Below are 18,713 nucleotides of genomic sequence, written 5' to 3'. Positions count from 1 at the left end.
TTGCTTACTCGCCCTTGTTGCCGAACATCTTCTTCAGCATTTCGGCCATAGGGCCGGTCGCAGGCAGCTTAGGCTGCGCGTGATTTCGCGCCTGATGGATGTGGGATTGCGCTGCCGGCTTCTTTTCGGGCTTCGGCTTGTCCTCCTCCGCCTTGCCGCCGACGGCGAGCGCCAGCTTGTTCATCAGCTGCGAATCCTCCTTGCGCACCAGCATGTCGGCATTGTCGGCAAGGCCGACCAGAAGCGGCTGCAGCCAGACCTGGTCGGCCTTGGCGAAATCGCCGAGGACGTGGTGCTGCACAAGTTCCTTGACGCCAGGGTGACCGATGCCGAGGCGCAGGCGCCGGTAATCCTTGCCGCAATGGGCGTCGAGCGACCTGATTCCGTTATGGCCGCCATTGCCGCCGCCGATCTTCAGCCGGGCCTTGCCGGGCGGCAGGTCGAGCTCGTCATAGATGGCGACGAGATCGGAAGGCTGCAGCTTGTAGAAACGCATGGCTTCGCCGACGGCTTCGCCGGAGAGGTTCATGTAGGTTTGCGGCTTGATCAGCAGCACCTTTTCGCCACCAAGCTCGCCTTCCGAAATTTCCGCCTTGAACTTCTTGGACCAGGGGGAAAAGCCGTGGCGCCGGTGGATGGCGTCGGCTGCCATGAAGCCGATATTGTGACGGTTTCCGGCATATTTGCTTCCGGGATTGCCGAGACCCGCGATGATCAGCATTGGCCAGTCCGTTTCTTGAATGCCTACTGCCCGCTTCCCCACCGCGAAACGGGCAGGAAGTCAAGCGCAAAGGCACGGCGCGGCGCTAATTGCCGAGATGCAGCCCATACTTCAGGAAAATCTCTTTCTGGGTGCCGTCGGCGATCAGCTTGTCGAGGGCGGTCTGCATCCGCACCTGAAGATCGGATGGAAAATCCTTGTGACAGGCGATACCCATCGGCTGTGAGGAGAGCATGGTGACCACCTCCACCGGCTGATCCGCCTTCAGCTTTTCGAAGTAAAGCTCTGAAATGGGCATCATGTCGATACGGCCGCCGAGAAGCTTGCGAAGCGTGGCATTGAAGTCGGTGGCGATATCGAGCTTGGTAAAGCCCTTTTGCCTCAACACCATCTCAGTATAGTCTTCGCGCTGCGTGCCGATGGTATATTTCTTGGACGCCTCGAGGTCATTCGCAACGACGCCCGATCCCTTCCGTGTGATCAAGATATTGCGATCGACGAGCAGCGGCTCGATCCATTTGAAGAGGGGATCGCGCAGGGCATTGTGTGCCGTGGCAAAAACGCAGGTCATGGGCTGTGATTGCGCGAGGCTGTAGGCTCGCGCCCAGGGCAGCATCTCCATGGTATAGTCGACGCCGATATCGGCCATGACCTTTTCGACTTGTTCGACGGTCGCGCCCTTGATCACCTTCCCGTCGCGATAGTTGAAAGGCGCGTATTCTTCAGTCGTGAAATTGACGGTCTGCGACTGTGCCGGCGCTGCACAAGGAAGCGTCAGAAAAGCAAGAAGCAGGAGCTTTTTCATCTATTTCCACCTTCAATGCGCCGATCACGAGGCTTGGGCGACCTCGTTTACCACGGCTGTGAGGTCCTCGATCAATTTCGAGGCATTCTGCGGACGATGGAAGAGGTAGCCCTGACCGTAGTCAAGCCCCATCTGGTGTAGGGTGCGGCATTCTTCTTCGGTTTCGATGCCTTCCGCGATGACGGTGCAGTCCATCTTGTGCGAGAGCGTGGTGATGCCTTCGATGAGCATCCGGCTCTTGTGGCGGACGTCATCATTCGTGTCGTTGATCGACCGCGTGAAAGATTGGTCGACCTTAATGATGTCGACCGGGAAGCGGTTGAGATAGCTCAGCGACGAGTAGCCGGTGCCGAAATCGTCAAGGGCGATGCGGCAGCCGAAACGGCGCAGTTCGGTCAGCACCATGCGTATTTGCGGATTGTCGTGCATCAGAACGGCTTCGGTGATTTCGACGACAATTCGATCCGGACGGATGCCGTGCCGCCCGACGAGCCCGGCGAGGCGGGAGGGCAGGGTGACTTCGAACTGCAGCGGCGAGAAATTGATCGCGAGATAGGTATCCTGCATGCCCGGGATCCGGGAGATATTCGCCAGATGCCCGATCGCCTTTTCCATGATGACGTTGCCGACGCGGACGATCTTGGCGGTCTCCTCGGCGACGTGGATGATGCCAGCCGGCGGCATCAGGCCCTTCTGGGGGTGATTGAGGCGCAGGAGCGCTTCGAAGCCGGCGATGCGGTGATCGTCAAGGCCAACGATCGGCTGCAGATAGGCGTCGAACCAATCCTCGGCAAGGCCATTTTCGATGTGGCTTTCGATCTCGGCGCGCGTCCTTGCACTGTCCAGCATGCTGTTGTCGAATATCTGCGCGCCATTCTTGCCGTCACGCTTCTTCGAATACATCGCCATATCCGACTTCTGCAGCAGTTCGGCTGCATTCGACGCATGGCGCGGATAGATGGCGATGCCGATGCTGGCGCTCAGATGCAGGTCGGGGCCGAAAGGCGCCTCGAAGACGGTGGCAATCTGCTCGCACATCGCCCTGGCGCGCTTCTCGCCGTCCTTGGCCGGAAGCAGGATGGCGAATTCGTCACCGCCAAGGCGCGCTGCCTGATCGGAGGGCGCGAGATGCTTGTTGAGCCGCTCGACGAGCTCGCGCAGTGCGCGATCGCCTTCGGCATGGCCCATATTGTCGTTGATCCACTTGAAGCGGTCGAGATCGATGAAGAGGCAGGCAAGCTCCTGGCCAGCGGCGTCGGCTTCGGCGATCTTGCCGTCGAGGGCGGTCTCGAAGCCTTGGCGGTTCAGCAGGCCGGTGAGATGGTCGGTGATCGCCTGGCGGTGGTTGCGGTCTTCCGAGGCCTTCAGTGCGGTCACGTCGGTCATGACCGACAGCGAGAGCTGGTTTGGTCCGGTGGCTGTCTTGGATTCCAGGATCAGCACGTCCATGATGCGGCCGCCTGCGCAGAGGAACTTCACGGTTACGTCCAGTGCCGCGCCGTTCTCGAAACCTTCCTTGCGGTTTTGGAACGCGTCGCGGGTATCGGACGTCACGAGTTCGGAAAATCTGCGTCCGATCACCTCCGCCCTGCCGTAGCCCGTTGCGACCAGCCAATAGTCGCTGACCGCTATGATGCGATCCTCGTTGTCCAGCGAGAAGAGCATGGCGGGCGTGAGGTTATAGATATCGGTTGCGAGGCGGTGGGCGAGCTTCAGTTCCTTCTCCTCGCTCTCCAGCTTCGTTTGCATCTCGTTGAAGCTGCGGGCAAGGCGGCCGATCTCATCGCTTGACTGCCAATCGACGTGATGGCGCGATCCAAGCTGACGGGTGGCCTCTATGGCCGCGATAAGCCGCATGAGTGGCTGGATGACGAAGAGGCGGTTGCCGATCAGTGCGGTGCCGAAGACGGTGAGCACGGCGAAGATGAAGATCGATATGAAAACGACTTCTTCATGCTTCAGGCCGGAGAAGAGGCCAAGCTTCGGATAATAGACCGCGATGCTGCCAAGGTTCTTCGGACCGTCGACCGTGTTGTAGATGATTGCGCGGGAAACCTGAACGAGCTCGCCATCAAAGGATTTCGGGATGGTCGATTGCGTCACGTTGAGCTGACTGGATTGATCGCGAACCTCGACCTTCACGATCGCGCCCTGCGAAACCATCGTGGCGCTGATCTGCGTTACGCTGTCTTCGTCCAGATCCCAGAGCGGCTTTGCAAGCGCCTGGGAATTGGCAACCAGAAGAACGGAGATGTGGTCGCGTATTTCCTTGTCGGCGCGCTCGGAGGAAAGGAAGAGAAACAATACAAAAAGCGGAGCGACAAATATCAGAAGCGCCCCGCAAACAATCGCAAAAAATCTGTTCTCAACGGAATTGTTCATGGTTCCGTTTTCTCCCCGGGCTCTCGCTTCGCGGCCATAACGGCAAAGAGCGGCAAGTGTAGAAATGCTTGGGGAATGCTTTCACGAATGTGTTAAATGTTGCTGAAGTGGGCTCGCGTTAAAATTGATAAGGCCCGCCTTCCAGGGGAAAGCGGGCCTTATAATTACGAATTGGTGTATGCGGATTATGCTTCCGCTTCGCCTTCGCCTTCAGCCGGAGCTTCTTCTTCAACGCCAGCGGCCGGAGCAACGATCGTTGCGATCGTGAAGTCGCGGTCGATGACCGTTGTCACGCCCTTCGGCAGTGTGACTTCGGAGATATGGATGCTGTCGCCGATCTTCCTGCCGGAGAGGTCGATATCGAAGAATTCCGGGATCGCATCAGCCGGGCAATGAACTTCGATTGTGTGGCGAACGATGTTCAAAACGCCGCCGATCTTCACCTGCGACTTCTCTTCGTTGATGAAGTGAACCGGGATTTCGACGGTGACCTGCGTGTTGCCGGAGACGCGGAGGAAATCCACGTGCATCGTGAAGTCGCGAACCGGATCGAGCTGATAGTCCTTCGGCAGAACCTTGTACTTCTCGCCGCCGACGTCGATCGTCGCAACAGTGGTCATGAAACTACCGGCATGAATGCGCTTCGTCACCTCATTGGTGCTGAGAGCGATAGAAATGGGGGCCTGCTTGTCACCATAGATGACAGCTGGAATCAAACCGTTGCGGCGAAGTTCACGGGCGGACCCCTTACCAACCCGTTCGCGCGCCTCGGCCTTGAGCTCGTAAGTTTCCTGGCTCATGGCTATTCCTTTCGAGGTTATTTGGAGAGTCTCCGTGCGGTATCATCCTTCCGGTGACTGGAGGGGCGTTTGGGCCTTCCTCATCCGCGTTGCCTCCAAGGGTGTCTGCGCGGACGCGTGCGCTATAGTATAAGTGAAGCGGAAACGCAAGGCGACGCGGCCCCTATATCTCGGGTTGCCGGTCAGTGCCAGCATACTGCGAAATAAAGGAATCCTACGCGGCAATACAGTAGAGACAGGACCGGTATCAAATTCGGTTTCTAAATGTTGCGATTCAGCAGCTCCAGGGCTTGCCTTTTCGGCAAGCCCGAGTTGACATCCGGCCGCGCACATTCTCACATGACCGCCGATCGACGAGGCGGAGGAGCACATACATGCGGTACAGGCTGATGACGGCGACGAGCGCCGTTGTTCTCGGATTGATGACGGCGGGCCATGCGGCTGAAATCGACCGCGATGGTGCAAACGCCATTCGCGACCATCTCAACAGCCTGCTGCCCGAAGACATTGCCAAGAGCGGCGTCGTCGCCGTCAATCCGGCCGGTGCGCGCTACGAGATCATCTACGACCTGGCCAAGCTGCTTTCCAAGGTCAACCCGGCCGATCTTGCGATCAACGGCCTAAAACCGATTTCGATGTTCGCCACGCCGCAGGACAACGGGCTCTGGAATGTCGAAGGCGACAACAGCCTGAACGTTTCCGGACATTTCAAGGGACCGGACCAGAAGCGCACCGATTTCACCTATTCCATCGCCTCAATGGTCTATATCTCGGTCTTCGATCCGGCGATCAGCTATTTCCGCTCCGGCGATTTCAGCGCCAAGGATATCAAAGTCACGACCGCGACCGATACCGAACAGGTCAATGCCAGCTTCGGCGGCATGAAATACAAGCTTACCTCCGCTGATGGCGCTTCCGCCGACAGGACGGACTTTGCGGCGAACGGCACTTTGACAGCGTTTGCCGAGCAGGTGAGCGGGAAGGAAATGCCGCCGCTCCAGATCACTGCCGATACCATCGATTTCGACGCCAAGGTCAACAGCCTGCCGGCAAAGCAATTGAGGGACATTGTCGTCTTCGCAGTCGACCATGCCGAGGAAAAGCAGATGAGCAAGGAGAGCGAGGAAAAGCTGAAGGGTATGCTGCGCGACGCTTTTCCGCTGATCTCTTCGCTCGAGGAAACCATCACCCTCAACAATCTTGGAGTGACGAGTGCTGCGGGCGGAGGCGGCGCCAAGAGCTTCGGCTACCGCCTGGCTGTAAATGGGCCGAGCAATGCAACGCAGCTTGGCGTTGCATTGAATGCTGCCGACGTCACATTTGACAGCCCGATGGTTCCGGCCGCCTATTCCGCTTTTCTGCCTCAGGCAGTCGATGTGCAGTTCGCCATCCCGGATATGGATTTTGCGGCATTCGGTGATGAATTCATGAAACTTGATCTCACCAAACCGCCGGAGGGCGGGGAGGACGCGGGCAAGAAGGCCGTGGAGCGGCTTTTCCGCGATGGCAGGTTTGTGATCGACTTTTCGAAGGTCAGCGCCAAGTCCGGCGTCTACGACATCGATATATCCGCAAAGGTCGAGAGCCGCATCGATGCGGGCAAGGACGACTATGCGCTGCAGGCCTCCATTCTGGCGCGCGACTACGACAAGACCATCGCGGCGGTTCAGGAGCTTGCCAAGACCAATCCCGAGCTCAATCAGGCGTCCTTCGGAATGCTGATGGTCAAGGGTTTCGCCAAGACAGATCCGGACGGCCGGCAGCGCTGGGACGTGACGGTCAGCCCCGATGGCACGGTGACCGTCAATGGCCAACAGCTCAAGGGGCCGGATAAGCAGGAATGATTTTACTGAGCGCAGGCGACAATGATTGTCACGGCCGCTCTGGGCGCCCAAAAGTGGCCGACAATGGCGTTGGAGCGTTTCGCGCGTGCCTCATGCGATAAGTCTGAAATGCTTAAACGAGACCGCATTGCCGATAGTCGAGCTTTGGCAGGAAGCGTCGGCGTTCGAACCTGCTCCATCGATGAAGGCCCTAGACTATCCTCCGCATGTGACCTTAGCGGTGTATGAGGATTTTGCGCCCACCGATGTGCTGTCCAGAATTTTAGGCGCTCAATCGGCAATACCCGTGACTTTTTCGGGTATTCGCTATTTTCAAAACGAATTCTTAGTGTTGTGGGCGCGTCCTGTATCGAATGATCGGCTGCTGCAACTTCACGCGGCCGTCCATCGTGAAATAGACCCAGCGCTCTGTCGTGAGCACTATCGCCCCGATCGCTGGGTGCCTCATTGCACGATCGCAATGAAGATCCCCGGGTCCATGTTCGAGCCCGCCATCAAGTGGGCATCCGAAATAGAGGCACAATTCTCCGTGACATTCGATGCGTTGGATATTGTGCAGTTTGTGCCAGTCGAGGTCTTGAGCGAAGTCAAGTTGACACCATGACCGCATGCAGTCGCCTTTCCAAACCGCTTTGGCACAGTCGGGCTAGGCGGCCGGTCCTTTGGGCCAACATCATCGCCGGTATCGGGCCGATGATCAGAAGCGGCACTCGCCGCCGCTGATGATCCGGAAGCCTGCATTGCCTGCCTCGCAGGGGTTCGGGAAGGTCTGTGTCTGACGGCCGCGCTGACCGCAGACCGGCGCATATTCGCGCGTGCAGATGCCGCCCGGGCGTTCTGGACGGTCAGGTCTGTCCTGGCGATCCGGCCAGTCGGGCCGCCCGGGACGATCCGGCTCGGGGCGCGCAAAGGGCGGCGGTGCGCGGCGGCATTCGCCGCGGCCGACGATCATGAAGCCGCTGTTGCGGGCCTGGCAGGCATTTCCGAAGGTTTGAAGCCGGCCGCCGCGTTCGCCGCAGACCGGCGCATATTCCATGGTGCACATTTGCTGCTGCGGCGGCCACGGGCGGGGCGGCGGGCGCGATGGACCGGGATCGACCTCTACCGTGCAGGCGGAAAGCAGGGGAATAAGCGCGAGAACCGCAAAGCGCTTCGAGCCGACTGAACATTTCATATTGATTGCCGTCATATGGCTTCCCATGCAAATCACTTTGCGTGAGACTAGCCGAAAGCGGGCCGCCGAAGAAGACGAAAAATACAACCTTGCCTATCTTTTGCCGACGAGGAAAACTCTCAGTCGAAGAGACTGGAAACAGATTCTTCCTGGCTGGTGCGGTTGATCGCTTCGCCGATAAGGGTTGCGGTCGTGATGACGCGGATATTGTGGGCCGACTGGACGGCGGTGGTCGGCTGGATCGAGTCGGTGATCACCAGTTCGCGCAGCTTCGACGAGGTGATACGGGTGACCGCGCCCCCGGAAAGAACGCCGTGCGTGATGTAGGCGGTGACGCTTGCCGCACCTTGGGCCAGCAACGCATCGGCGGCGTTGCAAAGCGTGCCGCCCGAATCGACGATGTCGTCAATCAGCAGGCAATCCTTGCCTTCGACGTCGCCGATGATGTTCATGACTTCGGATTCACCTGGGCGGTCACGGCGCTTGTCCACGATCGCCAGAAGACAGTCGAGGCGTTTGGCAAGCGAACGGGCGCGGACGACGCCGCCGACGTCCGGCGAAACGACCATGACGTTGCTGATGTCGTAATTGGCCTTGATATCGCGCGTCAGAACCGGAACGGCGTAGAGGTTGTCCGTCGGGATGTCGAAGAATCCCTGAATCTGGCCGGCATGCAGGTCGAGCGTCAGAACGCGGTCGGCACCGGCCTCGGTGATAAGGTTGGCGACCAGCTTCGCGGAGATCGGCGTGCGCCCTGAGGCGCGGCGATCCTGGCGGGCATAGCCGAAATAGGGAAGAACTGCCGTGATGCGGCGCGCGGACGAACGGCGCATCGCATCGATCATGATCAGCAGTTCCATCAGATGATCGTTGGTCGGAAAGGAGGTCGACTGGACAACGAAGACGTCTTCGCCGCGGACGTTTTCCTGGATTTCGACGAAGATTTCCTGATCGGCAAATCTTCTGACGCTGGCCTTGCCCAGGGGCACATTGAGATAGGTGCAGATCGCTTCGGCAAGATGCCGGTTCGAATTGCCTGCGAAAACCTTCATTTTGGCCCGCCTGTTGTCTGCTGATAGCCGCGCTTTTTAGCCAGCTTGCTTCCGAATGCAAGCGCAAAGGCGCCACAGGCTTTGATATTTGTAAAAAGCCTGTTGCTAACCGTCGCGCGTCTGCCGCCAGGAATTGAACTCGGTGATCGTTTTCGTGGCGATCTGCTGCATGACGGAGGCAGGAACGCCGACCCAGGGATCCTGTGCCGCGGACGGCACCTTTTCCTGTCCCTGGATGCGGTGCAGGCGGGCGCCGCTGCCGTCGAGGATATCCCAGACGTAAACGACGGTCACGTTGCCTTCGTCGGTAAAGGCCGAGAGGTAACCCTTCAGGATATAGTCGCTGCTGGTGTCGTTCGAACTCTTGATCGAGAGACCGTGCGAGCGCGCCTCGGCTCCAAGCTGGCGGGAAAGCGGCGTCACCGCTTGGACGGGAGCACCGATAATCGGCAGGAAGCGAACGGTGTTGCCACCGATTGCGGAGGAGGCGGCAGGATCGATGGCTGCGACCCGTTTCTGCTGGCGGGCAGGGGCCAGATTGCCCATGTCTTCTTCTTCCGCCTGCGCATTGGAAACCGGTTCGTCAAGCGTCCGGCCTTCGACAGGCTGCGAAGCTGCGGGCGAGGGTCCGCGCCGGGCAAGCGCGTCGGCCTGCTCCTGCATTGTCGTCGGCGGCGCGCCGGGGCCGGATCTGTAAGTCTGATTGTTGTATGCCGGGTGATAGCCGGCCTGCCTGGATTCGCCAGCAAAGGCCCGCGGAGGCTCTGAGCCTGCCATGCGCTCGACTTCGCGCTGGGTGACGGGTGAGGAGCGGCCAAACGATGAGTCGCCAATATCGACTTGCGGCGTCAGCGCATCGGTGGTGTTGCAAGCGGAAAGCGCGGCCAGGCAGGCAAGGAGCATCGGCGCAGTCTGAGCTCGCGTCATCGCTGTCGTCGTCCTTCCCTCATTCGCATCAGCCCGCCTGATTTATGGGGGCGGGGGCTGTCCGCTGTCAATTCCGGATTCTTGCCGGTGATTGCCCGTCATGCGCCGATGAAATCGAGCGAGTGGCGGGAAAGCGTCCGCGGCGCATCCGTCGTCGTCAGGTAGGTCTGGCCAAGCGTCATGGCCGTTCCGGTGTCGGAATCGGCGATGATCATGTGCACGAAGAGCGACATGTTCGGCTCGATCGGCTGCGGATTGCCGACATGGAACATCTGATGTTCCATCCAGGACGGCGAGAAGCGGGCGCCCAGGGAATAGCCGCAGGCGTTCAGCCGATGCCGGGCAAGCCCGCGCTCGTCCATGATCTTCGCATGCATGTCGAAGACGTCGCCGAAGGTGTGCCCCGGTTTCAGCACGGTTTCGATCGCCTGCAGGTTTTCCAGGCAGGCGTTATAGAGTTCGCGGTGGCGGTGCGTCGGCTCGCCGATGACGATCGTGCGCATCATGGCTGCGTGATAGTGGGCATAGGTGCCCGCCCATTCGAGCGTAAGCTGGTCGTTTGCATCGAGCTTGCGGCGGCCGGCCTTGTAGCGGCAGAGCAAAGCGTCCGTGCCGGAACCGATGATGTATTCGTTGGCGGGGTAGTCTCCACCACCGGAAAAGACCGCACCCTGCATGGCGGCAAGGATGTCCGCCTCGTCGGCGCCGGACTTGGTCAGCCCGATTGCGGCATCCAGAGCATCGTCTGCAAGGGCTGCGGCACGCTCGACATAGACCACCTCCGCTGGGCTTTTCACGAGGCGCAAGCGGCTGACGAGATAGGAGGCATCGACGATCTGGCCGAAGGTGGAAAGCTGGGCGTCGAGCAGGCGGGCGATTCGCCCGGTCATGCCGTGGGTGTCGTATTCGACGCCGATGCGCGCGCCCAGCAGGTCCATATCGACCAGCAGGTTCCTAAGGTCGAGCGTCGGATCGGCATTGACGCGGTCGACCCAGATGTGGATGTCTTCGAGGATCGACGTGTGCTTGGCCTGACGAAGGTCCGCAGAGCGGGTAATCAGCGACATCGTGCCATCGGCCTTGACCACCAGCGTCTGGAAGAAGCAGTAGCCGAACGTGTCGTAGCCCGTCAGCCAGTACATGCTTTCCTGCGCGAAGAGCAGGACGGCATCGAGCTTTTCCGCGCGCATCTGGTCGGTAAGGCGCGTGAGGCGGCTTGCGAATTCGGCTCTTTCGAAATGCAGTGCCATTCGGTCAAATCTCCCTGATGCTGATCGCTGAAATCTGGCGGCCGTAGTCCGGCTCCTTATTATGTGTGGTGCGCCGGTACGAGAAAAAGCGCTCGCTGTCCGGATAGGTGCAAATGCCAAGGCTTTCGGCACGCACACCCGCCTTCAGCAGCCGGTCGATGGTCAGCGCCGGAAGGTCGAACATCGCATGGCCCGACTTCTTCGAAGGAATGAAATAGCGCTCGTAAGACGAATCCTGTGTGACGAAGCGCTCGACGAATTCCGGGCCGACCTCATAGCTTTTCTGGCTGATCGAGGGGCCGAGGCAGGCGATGATGGTCCGGCGCTTCGCTCCAAGTCTTTCCATCGCTGCAACGGTGTTTTCCAGGACGCCGGTCAGTGCGCCTTTCCATCCGGCATGTGCGGCGCCGATCACCCGGTTTTCCGGGTCGGCGAACAGGATCGGGCCGCAGTCCGCAGCAAGAATGCCGAGGACGATGCCAGGCGTTGCCGTGACCAGCGCATCGGCTTCGGGGCGCGTACCGTCATAGCTGCTGTCGACGGTGACCGCATCTGGCGAATGAACCTGATGAACTGTCGCGAGCCTTTCCAAGGGCTGGCTGAACCAGGCGGCAACGCGACGGCGGTTCTCCATCACCTTTGCGCGGTCGTCGTTCGAGCCAAGCCCGACATTCAGGCCGCGATAGAGCCCTTCCGAGACGCCGCCCGCCCGTGTGAAATAGCCGTGGCGGATCGCTTCGCCGGCCGCTTCGTTCAACAGCGCGCTTTCGATCGGTGCGGGAGAGGCCGCGTCTTGCATCAGTGATTCCGGGGTGTTTGAACGGCGACATTGTCCGCCGGCCCGCCCGGCGAAGCATTCTTGATTGCGCCGGATGTTGGCCCAGGGCCGCGCATCCTGTCAATCCACCGGGCGGAACGGCATGAGATCGACGGCCGGATAGGAGACGGCCATCGCCTTGAAAAGCTCGCCCATCCGGCCCTCGCCGGAGCCGGCCAGCCGGTCCACCGCGCTCTGGATGATCTGCTGGGTGCGCGGTTCACGATCACGGCCGAGAGCGGCGGCGCGCTCGAGAATGCCGAGGCCGATCAGGAAATCCCCCTGGTGCAACGCGCCGTTGAGATGCAGCCCGGCGCCGACAGCGGTCTTCGCAAGGTCTTCGAAATCCACATGGCTCGTCAGGTCCGCTTCGCCGGGATGGGCAAGCGGCGGATCGAACTCGTGCATGCGCACGGCCTGTAGCGTATCGCCGAAGCCGGTGACGAGATGGCCGTAATCGATCGCCAGCGCCGTGCCGCCGAAAGCCTTCAGGCGATCGCAGATCGTCATCATCACAGCCTGCCGGGCCGGCGAAATCTCGAAGAGCGTGCCGGCCGGCGCGGCCTGCGGTTTTTCAGGCAGCAGTGCCGGATCGATGCCGGCGATCCCGGCGGCGAATGTCAGCTCGCCATCGATATCGAGGCCAACCATGCGCTCACGAAAGCCGGTCGGCGTCTTGATGAATTGGCGGATTGGTATGGCGTCGAATAGCTCGTTTGCCGCAATCAGCGTGAAGCCCGGCGGCACTTCCTCGAAATCGGCATGCCAGCTGATCTTGCCCTCATGTGCGTCAAGCGTCTGCTGCTGGATACCGCGCAGGCGCTCGCTCGTTTCGACGAGATGAACCGTCATATTCTCGAAAAGCGGCGCGGCGAGACGCTCGATGACGCGCAGCATGTCGGCCATCATCGTCCCGCGACCGGGGCCGATTTCAACGAAGCGCACGCCTGCCGGCGCGCCATGGCGCTGCCAGGCATGCACGACGAAGACCCCGATCATTTCGCCGAAGAGCTGGCTGACTTCGGGCGCAGTGACAAAATCGCCGGACCGGCCGAAGGGCTCGCGGGTGCGATAGTAGCCGTATTCCGGATCAGCGAGGCAGAGCGAAAAATAATCCGTGACGCTGATCGGCCCGTTCGCCTGAATGATCGACTTTATCTTTTCACCGAGTGCGGTCGTCATGATCGTACCGTCCTGACGGGCTCAATGCTGCAAAGCGGCTTGGCGGCGGGCACGCGCCATCGCCCAGATGCCGAGCAGGACCATCGGGAAGGAAAGGACCATGCCCATGGTCAGCCAGTTCGTGCCGAGCAGGTAACCAAGCTGCGCATCCGGCTCGCGGAACAACTCGACAAATATGCGTGACAGCGCGTAGCCGCAGACGAAGAGACCGGTAACAAGCCCCGGTGATTTCAGCGCCCGGAAACCGTAGACGATAAGAGCAAGCGAAAGCAGCAGCACGATGCCTTCGAGGCCTGCTTCATAGAGCTGGCTCGGATGCCGCGCAAAAGGCCCGCCGGTCGGGAAAACGACTGCCCAGGGCACATCCGTAAGTCGCCCCCAAAGCTCGCCGTTGACGAAGTTTGCAATGCGGCCGAAGAATAGGCCGATCGGCACCACGGTAGCGACGATGTCGAAAAGGCTCCAGACCGGAATGCCGTTCTTGCGCGCAAAGAGGATCATGGCGATCGTCGTGCCGATGGTTCCGCCGTGGAAGGACATGCCGCCATTCCAGATCTCGATGGCACGGAACGGGCTCTCGATCACGGCCGGCAGATCGTAGAAAAAGATGTAGCCGATGCGACCGCCGAGAACGATGCCGAGGGCTGCCCAGACGATGAAGTCGTCGATCTGCGCCTTGGTGATCGGCGAGGCATTGCCCGGCCAAAGCGCATCATTGCCGGCGATCTGCCGGGCATAGAGCCATCCGAGCATGATGCCTGCGACATAGGCGAGACCGTACCAGTGAACAGCCAGAGGGCCGATCGAAAAGGCGATCGGATCGATATCCGGAAAGGGCATGATCGAAAGAAGATTGGCTGCAGTCGGCAAGGTTTTTCCACCCGTTGATGTGCGCGGAACATGGCGTTGCGATACGAAGCGGTCAAGTCGATTGTGAGGCAGAGCAATGCCCGAAGCGGCTTATCCAGAGCAAAGCGCTTGCATCCTTAACAGCAAAGCCCTACCTCATTCCTTAGGGCTTCAGGCCCATCAAAATCATGTGGTGGGAAGGAGAAAAACCGCCATGACCAGTGGAACAAACCGCATCATGGACGAATTCGCCAAGCTGATGACGGATGCAGCGGGCGCTGCCCAGGGTGTGCGCAAGGAAATCGAGACTGCCTTCAACGCTCAGGCCGAACGCTGGCTGAACACCATGGATGTGGTCAAGCGCGAGGAATTCGAGGCCGTCCGCGAAATGGCGATCAAGGCGCGCGACGAGAACGAAGCGCTGCTTGCCCGAGTCGCCGCGCTCGAAGCAAAGCTAGCTGCAAAAACGAAGTAAATCCCATTCAGGCACAGGGTACGGTGTGGCGCTTAAGCGGCACGCCGCCTCATCGACAAAAAAATCAGGTGTCGTTTTCCACCTGTGGACACTGCCAAAAAAGCCAATACGCAGAGTCGTTTACAACCTCCTTCTGAAATCAAATTCCGAACGGCTGTCCACAGTGCCTTTCCGGAAATGACCGGAGAGGGGCTGGCTTGTCACCGGGGGCGTTATACACTGATTTTAAATGATGATTCGAAGCGGACATTGGTAAGCTCCGGGCAGGTTCACTGCGTTAGGTCTGGCAGCGGTTCAACGAACATCCGAGTGGTGGTTCCGGTATTTGCGTGTGTCTTTTCTTGTGTTCGTAAACCCAAGTTCAGTCGCATTCATTCCGGTCAAGAAGGTGCTGCATGAGCCTTATGGAATTGGAATTCGAGCGTCAGTCGAACCCGGTCGACATGATCGAGTACGTCGCCGCCAATAACGACTGGTCGTTTGAGCGGTCGGGCGAGGACGAGATCGCAATGACGGTCGAGGGGAAGTGGGCCGATTACCACGTTTCCTTCTCCTGGATGGAGGAATTCGAGGCGCTGCATCTCGGCTGCGCGTTCGATATCAAGGTTCCAGAAGCTCGCGTCAACGAGGTCACCAAGCTTTTGGCGGCGATCAACGGGCAGGTTCTGATGGGTCATTTCGATCTGTGGCGGCAGGAAGACGTGATCATCTTCCGGCAGTCGCTGCTTCTGGCGGGCGGTGCCGAGCCAACCAACCGTCAGGTGGAAGTTTTGCTTTCCAGCGCGCTCGATACCTGCGAAGCTTATTATCAGGCGTTCCAGTTCGTCATCTGGTCCGGCCTGGATGCTGCCAAGGCCATGGAAGCGGTCCTCTTCGAAACGGTCGGCGAAGCGTAAAATGTCACCATCGTCTTCCGATACAGTCGTTCTCGTCGGCGCCGGCAATATGGGCGGTGCGATGCTCTCCGGCTGGTTGAAGAGCGGAGTGCCGGGATCCTCCGTTGTCGTGGTCGATCCGGGTCCGTCGCCCGCGATGATGAAGATCATCGGCGATGCGGGCGCGACGCATGCCTCAACCGTTCCCGCCGGCCTCAAAGCGGATGTCATTTTCCTCGCAGTGAAGCCGCAGGTGATGGAAACAGTCCTGCCACCGGTGAAAAGCGCCGTCGGATCCAAGACGGTGGTCGTTTCGGTGGCTGCCGGCAAGACGCTGGCGTTCCTCGAAAAGCATCTCGGCGAAGCCGCCATGGTCCGCGCCATGCCAAATACGCCCGCCATGATCGGCCGCGGTGTCACCGGCGCCTTCGCCAATCCGCGCGTCAGCGCCCGGCAGCGCGATCGCGTTCATTCGCTTCTTCGCGTCTCGGGTCCTGTCGAGTGGGTTTCGGCCGAATCGGATATCGATGCCGTGACGGCATTGTCAGGCAGCGGCCCGGCCTATGTGTTCTATCTCGTCGAGTGTATGGCAGAAGCAGGCCGTAAACTTGGCCTGCCGGCGGACCTTGCCATGCGCCTTGCACGGGAAACTGTCGCGGGGGCTGGTGAACTCCTACACCAGTCCCCCGACGACGCCTCGAAGCTTCGCCAGAACGTAACCTCGCCGGGCGGCACGACGGCCGCGGCCCTTTCAGTGCTTATGGCAGAAGAGGGCATGCAGCCGTTGTTCGACGAGGCTCTTGCGGCTGCGCGCGCGCGTGCCGAAGAGCTTGCCGGTTGAGGATGCGCTATGGCTGAAGAAATCACCTACGCCGATTTCGAGCGTGTGGACATTCGTGCCGGTACGATCATTGAGGCCCAACCCTTTCCGGAAGCCCGAAAGCCGGCCGTCAAGCTGCTGATCGATTTCGGTCCGGAAATCGGCGTCAAGAAATCCTCGGCGCAGATCACTGTTCACTACACGCTGGAAAACCTCGTCGGCCGCCAGGTTCTCGGGGTGGTGAATTTCCCGCCGCGCCAGATCGGACCGTTCCGCTCGGAAGTGCTGACGCTCGGCTTCGAAGACGAAGCGGGTGCGATCGTTCTTGCTGCAACCGACAAGCCGGTGCCGAACGGCAGGAAGTTGATGTAATCCGAGTTTCGGTTCAATTGGCATGCCAGACGTTATCGATACAATACGGGCATGATCAAAGCGACTTGGAGCGTTGAGAAAAACAATCAGCTGAAGGCTCGCCCGGTCGCCGAATATGCTTTGAAGATGTCGTTGCAGCAATCGAAAACGGCGGGCTTTTGGATGGCGTCGGTCATCCCAAAGGTCCTTTGCCTCTCCTGCGGACACGCAGACCATGCCGACGTCAACGCGGTGGTCAACATCCTAGCAGCCGGAACACGGCCATCGAAGGCGGTTAAACCCGTCTCCCGAGAACGCGAAAGGGCGGCCTGAGCCGCTCCTGAAAATCCCCGTTTTTTAGGGCGGGAAGATGTAAAAAAACGTATCGTGCTGATGTGATCAGTGAATGTCGCGCGAGACCGGATCGGTCAGTGTGAAATCATGAAAGATGGCTTCGAAGCCAGAGCGCTGCGGCGAGCAGAATGCCGGGCCGACCATAACCTCCTCAATCGACGGATCGAACCAGGCAAGGCGCGCCATGCGCCATTCGCTGATCCGGTCGGTCCGGTGCTGAATGAAAATAGCGTCCTTGTTGCGGGTCACGCGAAGGAAGAGCAGCTCGAATTCGTGCTCGATGCGAAAGGCCGACCAGTCGGAATTGCTATTGGTCACGACGGTGCTGAAGTGTTTTGCGCCGTCGGTATATTCGATTCCGCATTTCATCCAGTGCGCTGAATCTGCTCGGACCATCAGGCCGGCCTGGTCGTACAGCTCTTGATAGCGTCCGGAAAATGTCACTTCTGCCGTGAAGTCGCCCTTGCGCCGGTGATAGAGAAAATGGCCGTCATCACGGTGGAACCCGTAATAGGTACCTTGCCAGAAGTCCGTCTTGTCGCCCGATCGGACGTGCAATGCACCCTCGTGAAGCTCCGCCAAGGGCGGAGGATTGAGCCAGGTCATTTCTTTCCGGTCGATTGCCATCTGGAACTCACGCGGGGATGCGGATGGTGGCGCGGAGACCGCCGAGCGGGCTGTCGCCGAGCGTGACATTGCCGCCATGGCTACGGGCGATATCGCGCGCGATCGCAAGGCCGAGCCCGGTGCCGGAATCGTCCAGATTGCGTGCTTCATCCAGACGGAAGAAGGGCTTGAAGACATCCTCGCGGTTCTTTTCGGGAATGCCGGGGCCATCGTCGTCGAAATTCAGCGTCAGCCATTTTGCGCCGTGCTTCGCTTCGATGTTCAGCGTATTCGCATAGCGGCGGGCGTTGGATGCGAGGTTGGTCACCAGGCGCGTAAATGCGTTCGGCCGGACCGAGATCTTGTCTTCGCCTTCGATCGAATAGGTGAGGTGCTTTTCGTGCAGAGCAAAGTCCGTTGCGATCTTTCCGAGCAGTTCGGTAAGCTTTAGTTCTCCGACATCCTCCTCGATCTCGCTGCGCGCAAAGGCCATGTAGGCTTCGAGCATCGACTGCATGTCGTTGACGTCGTCATTCAGTCCTTGCAGTTCCGGGCTATTGCCGGCAAGGGCAAGCTGCAGCTTGAAGCGCGTGAGCACCGTGCGTAGGTCGTGACTGACGCCGGTCAGCATTGCGGTTCGCTGTTCGATCTGCCGTTCGATGCGTTCGCGCATCAGGATGAAGGCAAGACCCGCGCGCCTGACCTCGTCGGCGCCGCGCGGATAGAAGTCATCGTGTTTGTGTCCCTTGCCGAAGCTTTCGGCGGCTTGCGCGAGCGTCAGGATCGGCCGAATCTGACCGCGCAGAAAGATGATCGACACGCCGATGAGCACGAGAGAAGCGCCGACCATCCAGACGATGAAAATGTGCGTGTTCGACGCATAGGTCTGGTTGCGCTTGGTCAAAACGCGCAGAATCTTGTCGTCCAGCTTTATACGGATCTCGACGAGGCTCGAGTCTCCCACCGTGTCGATCCAGAAGGGTCGTTTGATCTGGTCGCTGATCTCATCGCTCAGGATGCCGTCGAGGATGGAGAAGAACGGCTTTTCGCGCGGCGGCGGCAGATCTCCGTCAGGCTCGATCGAAATCTGCAGGTTCAACTGCTCGCGGGCGATGCGCGTGGCCTCGCTGTAGTCCGTATCCTGCGGATAGGTTTCGATGATCTGGATGATCGCCGCAATATCGCGGGTGACGGCCATCGACAGGCGTTGCGTCACCATCTGCCAGTGACGCTCCATGAAGACCGCGGCGACGACGGACTGCAGCAGCACCATGGGAATGATGATGATCAGCAGCGAACGGACGTAGAGACCGGTCGGCAGGTGGCGGCGCAGCCAGCGGCCTAATCCTTTCCATCCAGAGGCTGGCGATCGTTCTTCGCGGCGCAGGGAGTCGAAAGTTACCATCACTATCGCGATCCTGACGTTGAG

General features: G+C 59.7%; 19 protein-coding genes. 6 read left to right on the top strand and 13 right to left on the bottom strand.

From position 1 onward, the window contains the following. Nucleotides 1-4 precede the first annotated feature (4 nt). The 4 genes from pth to QA644_RS12200 form a co-directional block, all read right to left on the bottom strand. The gene (gene pth / locus QA644_RS12215) at nucleotides 5-721 is read right to left on the bottom strand and encodes an aminoacyl-tRNA hydrolase (protein ID WP_283068678.1); all 717 of its coding nucleotides are present in this window, start codon (nucleotides 719-721) and stop codon (nucleotides 5-7) included. A gap of 85 nt (nucleotides 722-806) precedes the next feature. Next, the gene (locus QA644_RS12210) at nucleotides 807-1,526 is read right to left on the bottom strand and encodes an ABC transporter substrate-binding protein (RefSeq protein ID WP_239598036.1); all 720 of its coding nucleotides are present in this window, start codon (nucleotides 1,524-1,526) and stop codon (nucleotides 807-809) included. Nucleotides 1,527-1,550: 24 nt separating this feature from the next. Beyond that, nucleotides 1,551-3,908, bottom strand: a complete 2,358-nt coding sequence (locus QA644_RS12205) for an EAL domain-containing protein (protein ID WP_194727579.1) — start codon at nucleotides 3,906-3,908, stop codon at nucleotides 1,551-1,553. A 185-nt stretch (nucleotides 3,909-4,093) separates the two neighbouring features. Further along, the gene (locus QA644_RS12200) at nucleotides 4,094-4,708 is read right to left on the bottom strand and encodes a 50S ribosomal protein L25/general stress protein Ctc (RefSeq protein WP_074069038.1); all 615 of its coding nucleotides are present in this window, start codon (nucleotides 4,706-4,708) and stop codon (nucleotides 4,094-4,096) included. Nucleotides 4,709-5,082: 374 nt separating this feature from the next. Between QA644_RS12200 and QA644_RS12195 the strand changes: the two genes are divergently transcribed. Continuing rightward, nucleotides 5,083-6,552 carry a hypothetical protein gene (locus tag QA644_RS12195; protein WP_283068677.1) on the top strand — a complete coding sequence of 490 codons (1,470 nt, stop codon included), beginning with the start codon at nucleotides 5,083-5,085 and terminating at the stop codon, nucleotides 6,550-6,552. 127 nt (nucleotides 6,553-6,679) lie between these two features. Continuing rightward, the gene (locus QA644_RS12190) at nucleotides 6,680-7,156 is read left to right on the top strand and encodes a 2'-5' RNA ligase family protein (RefSeq protein ID WP_335727754.1); all 477 of its coding nucleotides are present in this window, start codon (nucleotides 6,680-6,682) and stop codon (nucleotides 7,154-7,156) included. Nucleotides 7,157-7,249: 93 nt separating this feature from the next. Here QA644_RS12190 and QA644_RS12185 read toward each other — a convergent pair whose 3' ends face one another. The 7 genes from QA644_RS12185 to lgt form a co-directional block, all read right to left on the bottom strand. Next, entirely contained in the window at nucleotides 7,250-7,726 is a 477-nt protein-coding gene (locus QA644_RS12185; RefSeq protein ID WP_239599490.1) for a Kazal-type serine protease inhibitor, read from the bottom strand. A 119-nt stretch (nucleotides 7,727-7,845) separates the two neighbouring features. Continuing rightward, entirely contained in the window at nucleotides 7,846-8,778 is a 933-nt protein-coding gene (locus tag QA644_RS12180) for a ribose-phosphate pyrophosphokinase (RefSeq protein WP_022714222.1), read from the bottom strand. Nucleotides 8,779-8,883: 105 nt separating this feature from the next. Then, nucleotides 8,884-9,705, bottom strand: coding sequence for a hypothetical protein (locus QA644_RS12175; RefSeq protein WP_194727575.1), 822 nt, complete (start codon nucleotides 9,703-9,705; stop codon nucleotides 8,884-8,886). Nucleotides 9,706-9,803: 98 nt separating this feature from the next. Further along, nucleotides 9,804-10,955 (bottom strand): Xaa-Pro peptidase family protein, encoded by a 1,152-nt coding sequence (locus tag QA644_RS12170; RefSeq protein WP_074069034.1) that lies wholly within the window; start codon nucleotides 10,953-10,955, stop codon nucleotides 9,804-9,806. A 4-nt stretch (nucleotides 10,956-10,959) separates the two neighbouring features. Beyond that, entirely contained in the window at nucleotides 10,960-11,754 is a 795-nt protein-coding gene (gene pgeF, locus QA644_RS12165; RefSeq protein WP_239598044.1) for a peptidoglycan editing factor PgeF, read from the bottom strand. Between the two features lie 99 nt (nucleotides 11,755-11,853). Beyond that, entirely contained in the window at nucleotides 11,854-12,954 is a 1,101-nt protein-coding gene (locus tag QA644_RS12160) for a class I SAM-dependent methyltransferase (RefSeq protein ID WP_283068671.1), read from the bottom strand. Between the two features lie 21 nt (nucleotides 12,955-12,975). Next, nucleotides 12,976-13,824 carry a prolipoprotein diacylglyceryl transferase gene (lgt, locus tag QA644_RS12155; RefSeq protein WP_283068670.1) on the bottom strand — a complete coding sequence of 283 codons (849 nt, stop codon included), beginning with the start codon at nucleotides 13,822-13,824 and terminating at the stop codon, nucleotides 12,976-12,978. Nucleotides 13,825-14,017: 193 nt separating this feature from the next. Between lgt and QA644_RS12150 the strand changes: the two genes are divergently transcribed. From QA644_RS12150 to QA644_RS12135, 4 genes are all read left to right on the top strand, one after another. Further along, nucleotides 14,018-14,278: an accessory factor UbiK family protein gene (locus QA644_RS12150; RefSeq protein ID WP_022714228.1), complete on the top strand. Its 261-nt coding sequence runs from the start codon at nucleotides 14,018-14,020 to the stop codon at nucleotides 14,276-14,278. A 395-nt stretch (nucleotides 14,279-14,673) separates the two neighbouring features. After that, nucleotides 14,674-15,174, top strand: a complete 501-nt coding sequence (locus QA644_RS12145) for a YbjN domain-containing protein (RefSeq protein ID WP_022714229.1) — start codon at nucleotides 14,674-14,676, stop codon at nucleotides 15,172-15,174. Between the two features lies 1 nt (nucleotide 15,175). Next, complete coding sequence (proC, locus tag QA644_RS12140) at nucleotides 15,176-15,994, top strand: pyrroline-5-carboxylate reductase (protein ID WP_283068666.1); 819 nt, start codon at nucleotides 15,176-15,178, stop codon at nucleotides 15,992-15,994. A 9-nt stretch (nucleotides 15,995-16,003) separates the two neighbouring features. Then, nucleotides 16,004-16,345: a tRNA-binding protein gene (locus QA644_RS12135; RefSeq protein WP_022714231.1), complete on the top strand. Its 342-nt coding sequence runs from the start codon at nucleotides 16,004-16,006 to the stop codon at nucleotides 16,343-16,345. Nucleotides 16,346-16,723: 378 nt separating this feature from the next. Here the strand turns inward: QA644_RS12135 and QA644_RS12130 are convergent, their stop codons facing one another. Together QA644_RS12130 and QA644_RS12125 are read right to left on the bottom strand one after the other, a co-directional pair. Next, nucleotides 16,724-17,305 (bottom strand): DUF1349 domain-containing protein, encoded by a 582-nt coding sequence (locus QA644_RS12130; RefSeq protein WP_283068663.1) that lies wholly within the window; start codon nucleotides 17,303-17,305, stop codon nucleotides 16,724-16,726. 7 nt (nucleotides 17,306-17,312) lie between these two features. After that, nucleotides 17,313-18,689 (bottom strand): ATP-binding protein, encoded by a 1,377-nt coding sequence (locus tag QA644_RS12125; RefSeq protein ID WP_194727567.1) that lies wholly within the window; start codon nucleotides 18,687-18,689, stop codon nucleotides 17,313-17,315. Between the last annotated feature and the right edge of the window lie 24 nt (nucleotides 18,690-18,713).

It is taken from the genome of Rhizobium sp. CC1099 (genome assembly GCF_029714385.1).
In the GTDB taxonomy this organism is placed as follows: Bacteria; Pseudomonadota; Alphaproteobacteria; order Rhizobiales; family Rhizobiaceae; genus Rhizobium.
The sequence above is the reverse complement of the archived record's forward strand: the minus strand, read 5'-3'. Positions and strand labels throughout refer to the sequence as shown.

What these genes read in the sequence shown, in the direction of transcription:
- pgeF (WP_239598044.1), bottom strand. Translation starts at nt 11,754, where the DNA reads ATGCAAGACGCGGCCTCTCCCGCACCGATCGAAAGCGCGCTGTTGAAC.
- QA644_RS12135 (WP_022714231.1), top strand. Translation starts at nt 16,004, where the DNA reads ATGGCTGAAGAAATCACCTACGCCGATTTCGAGCGTGTGGACATTCGT.
- QA644_RS12195 (WP_283068677.1), top strand. Translation starts at nt 5,083, where the DNA reads ATGCGGTACAGGCTGATGACGGCGACGAGCGCCGTTGTTCTCGGATTG.
- QA644_RS12145 (WP_022714229.1), top strand. Translation starts at nt 14,674, where the DNA reads ATGAGCCTTATGGAATTGGAATTCGAGCGTCAGTCGAACCCGGTCGAC.
- proC (WP_283068666.1), top strand. Translation starts at nt 15,176, where the DNA reads ATGTCACCATCGTCTTCCGATACAGTCGTTCTCGTCGGCGCCGGCAAT.
- QA644_RS12210 (WP_239598036.1), bottom strand. Translation starts at nt 1,526, where the DNA reads ATGAAAAAGCTCCTGCTTCTTGCTTTTCTGACGCTTCCTTGTGCAGCG.
- QA644_RS12170 (WP_074069034.1), bottom strand. Translation starts at nt 10,955, where the DNA reads ATGGCACTGCATTTCGAAAGAGCCGAATTCGCAAGCCGCCTCACGCGC.
- pth (WP_283068678.1), bottom strand. Translation starts at nt 721, where the DNA reads ATGCTGATCATCGCGGGTCTCGGCAATCCCGGAAGCAAATATGCCGGA.
- QA644_RS12200 (WP_074069038.1), bottom strand. Translation starts at nt 4,708, where the DNA reads ATGAGCCAGGAAACTTACGAGCTCAAGGCCGAGGCGCGCGAACGGGTT.
- QA644_RS12150 (WP_022714228.1), top strand. Translation starts at nt 14,018, where the DNA reads ATGACCAGTGGAACAAACCGCATCATGGACGAATTCGCCAAGCTGATG.
- QA644_RS12185 (WP_239599490.1), bottom strand. Translation starts at nt 7,726, where the DNA reads ATGAAATGTTCAGTCGGCTCGAAGCGCTTTGCGGTTCTCGCGCTTATT.
- QA644_RS12180 (WP_022714222.1), bottom strand. Translation starts at nt 8,778, where the DNA reads ATGAAGGTTTTCGCAGGCAATTCGAACCGGCATCTTGCCGAAGCGATC.
- QA644_RS12160 (WP_283068671.1), bottom strand. Translation starts at nt 12,954, where the DNA reads ATGACGACCGCACTCGGTGAAAAGATAAAGTCGATCATTCAGGCGAAC.
- QA644_RS12205 (WP_194727579.1), bottom strand. Translation starts at nt 3,908, where the DNA reads ATGAACAATTCCGTTGAGAACAGATTTTTTGCGATTGTTTGCGGGGCG.
- QA644_RS12130 (WP_283068663.1), bottom strand. Translation starts at nt 17,305, where the DNA reads ATGGCAATCGACCGGAAAGAAATGACCTGGCTCAATCCTCCGCCCTTG.
- QA644_RS12175 (WP_194727575.1), bottom strand. Translation starts at nt 9,705, where the DNA reads ATGACGCGAGCTCAGACTGCGCCGATGCTCCTTGCCTGCCTGGCCGCG.
- QA644_RS12125 (WP_194727567.1), bottom strand. Translation starts at nt 18,689, where the DNA reads ATGGTAACTTTCGACTCCCTGCGCCGCGAAGAACGATCGCCAGCCTCT.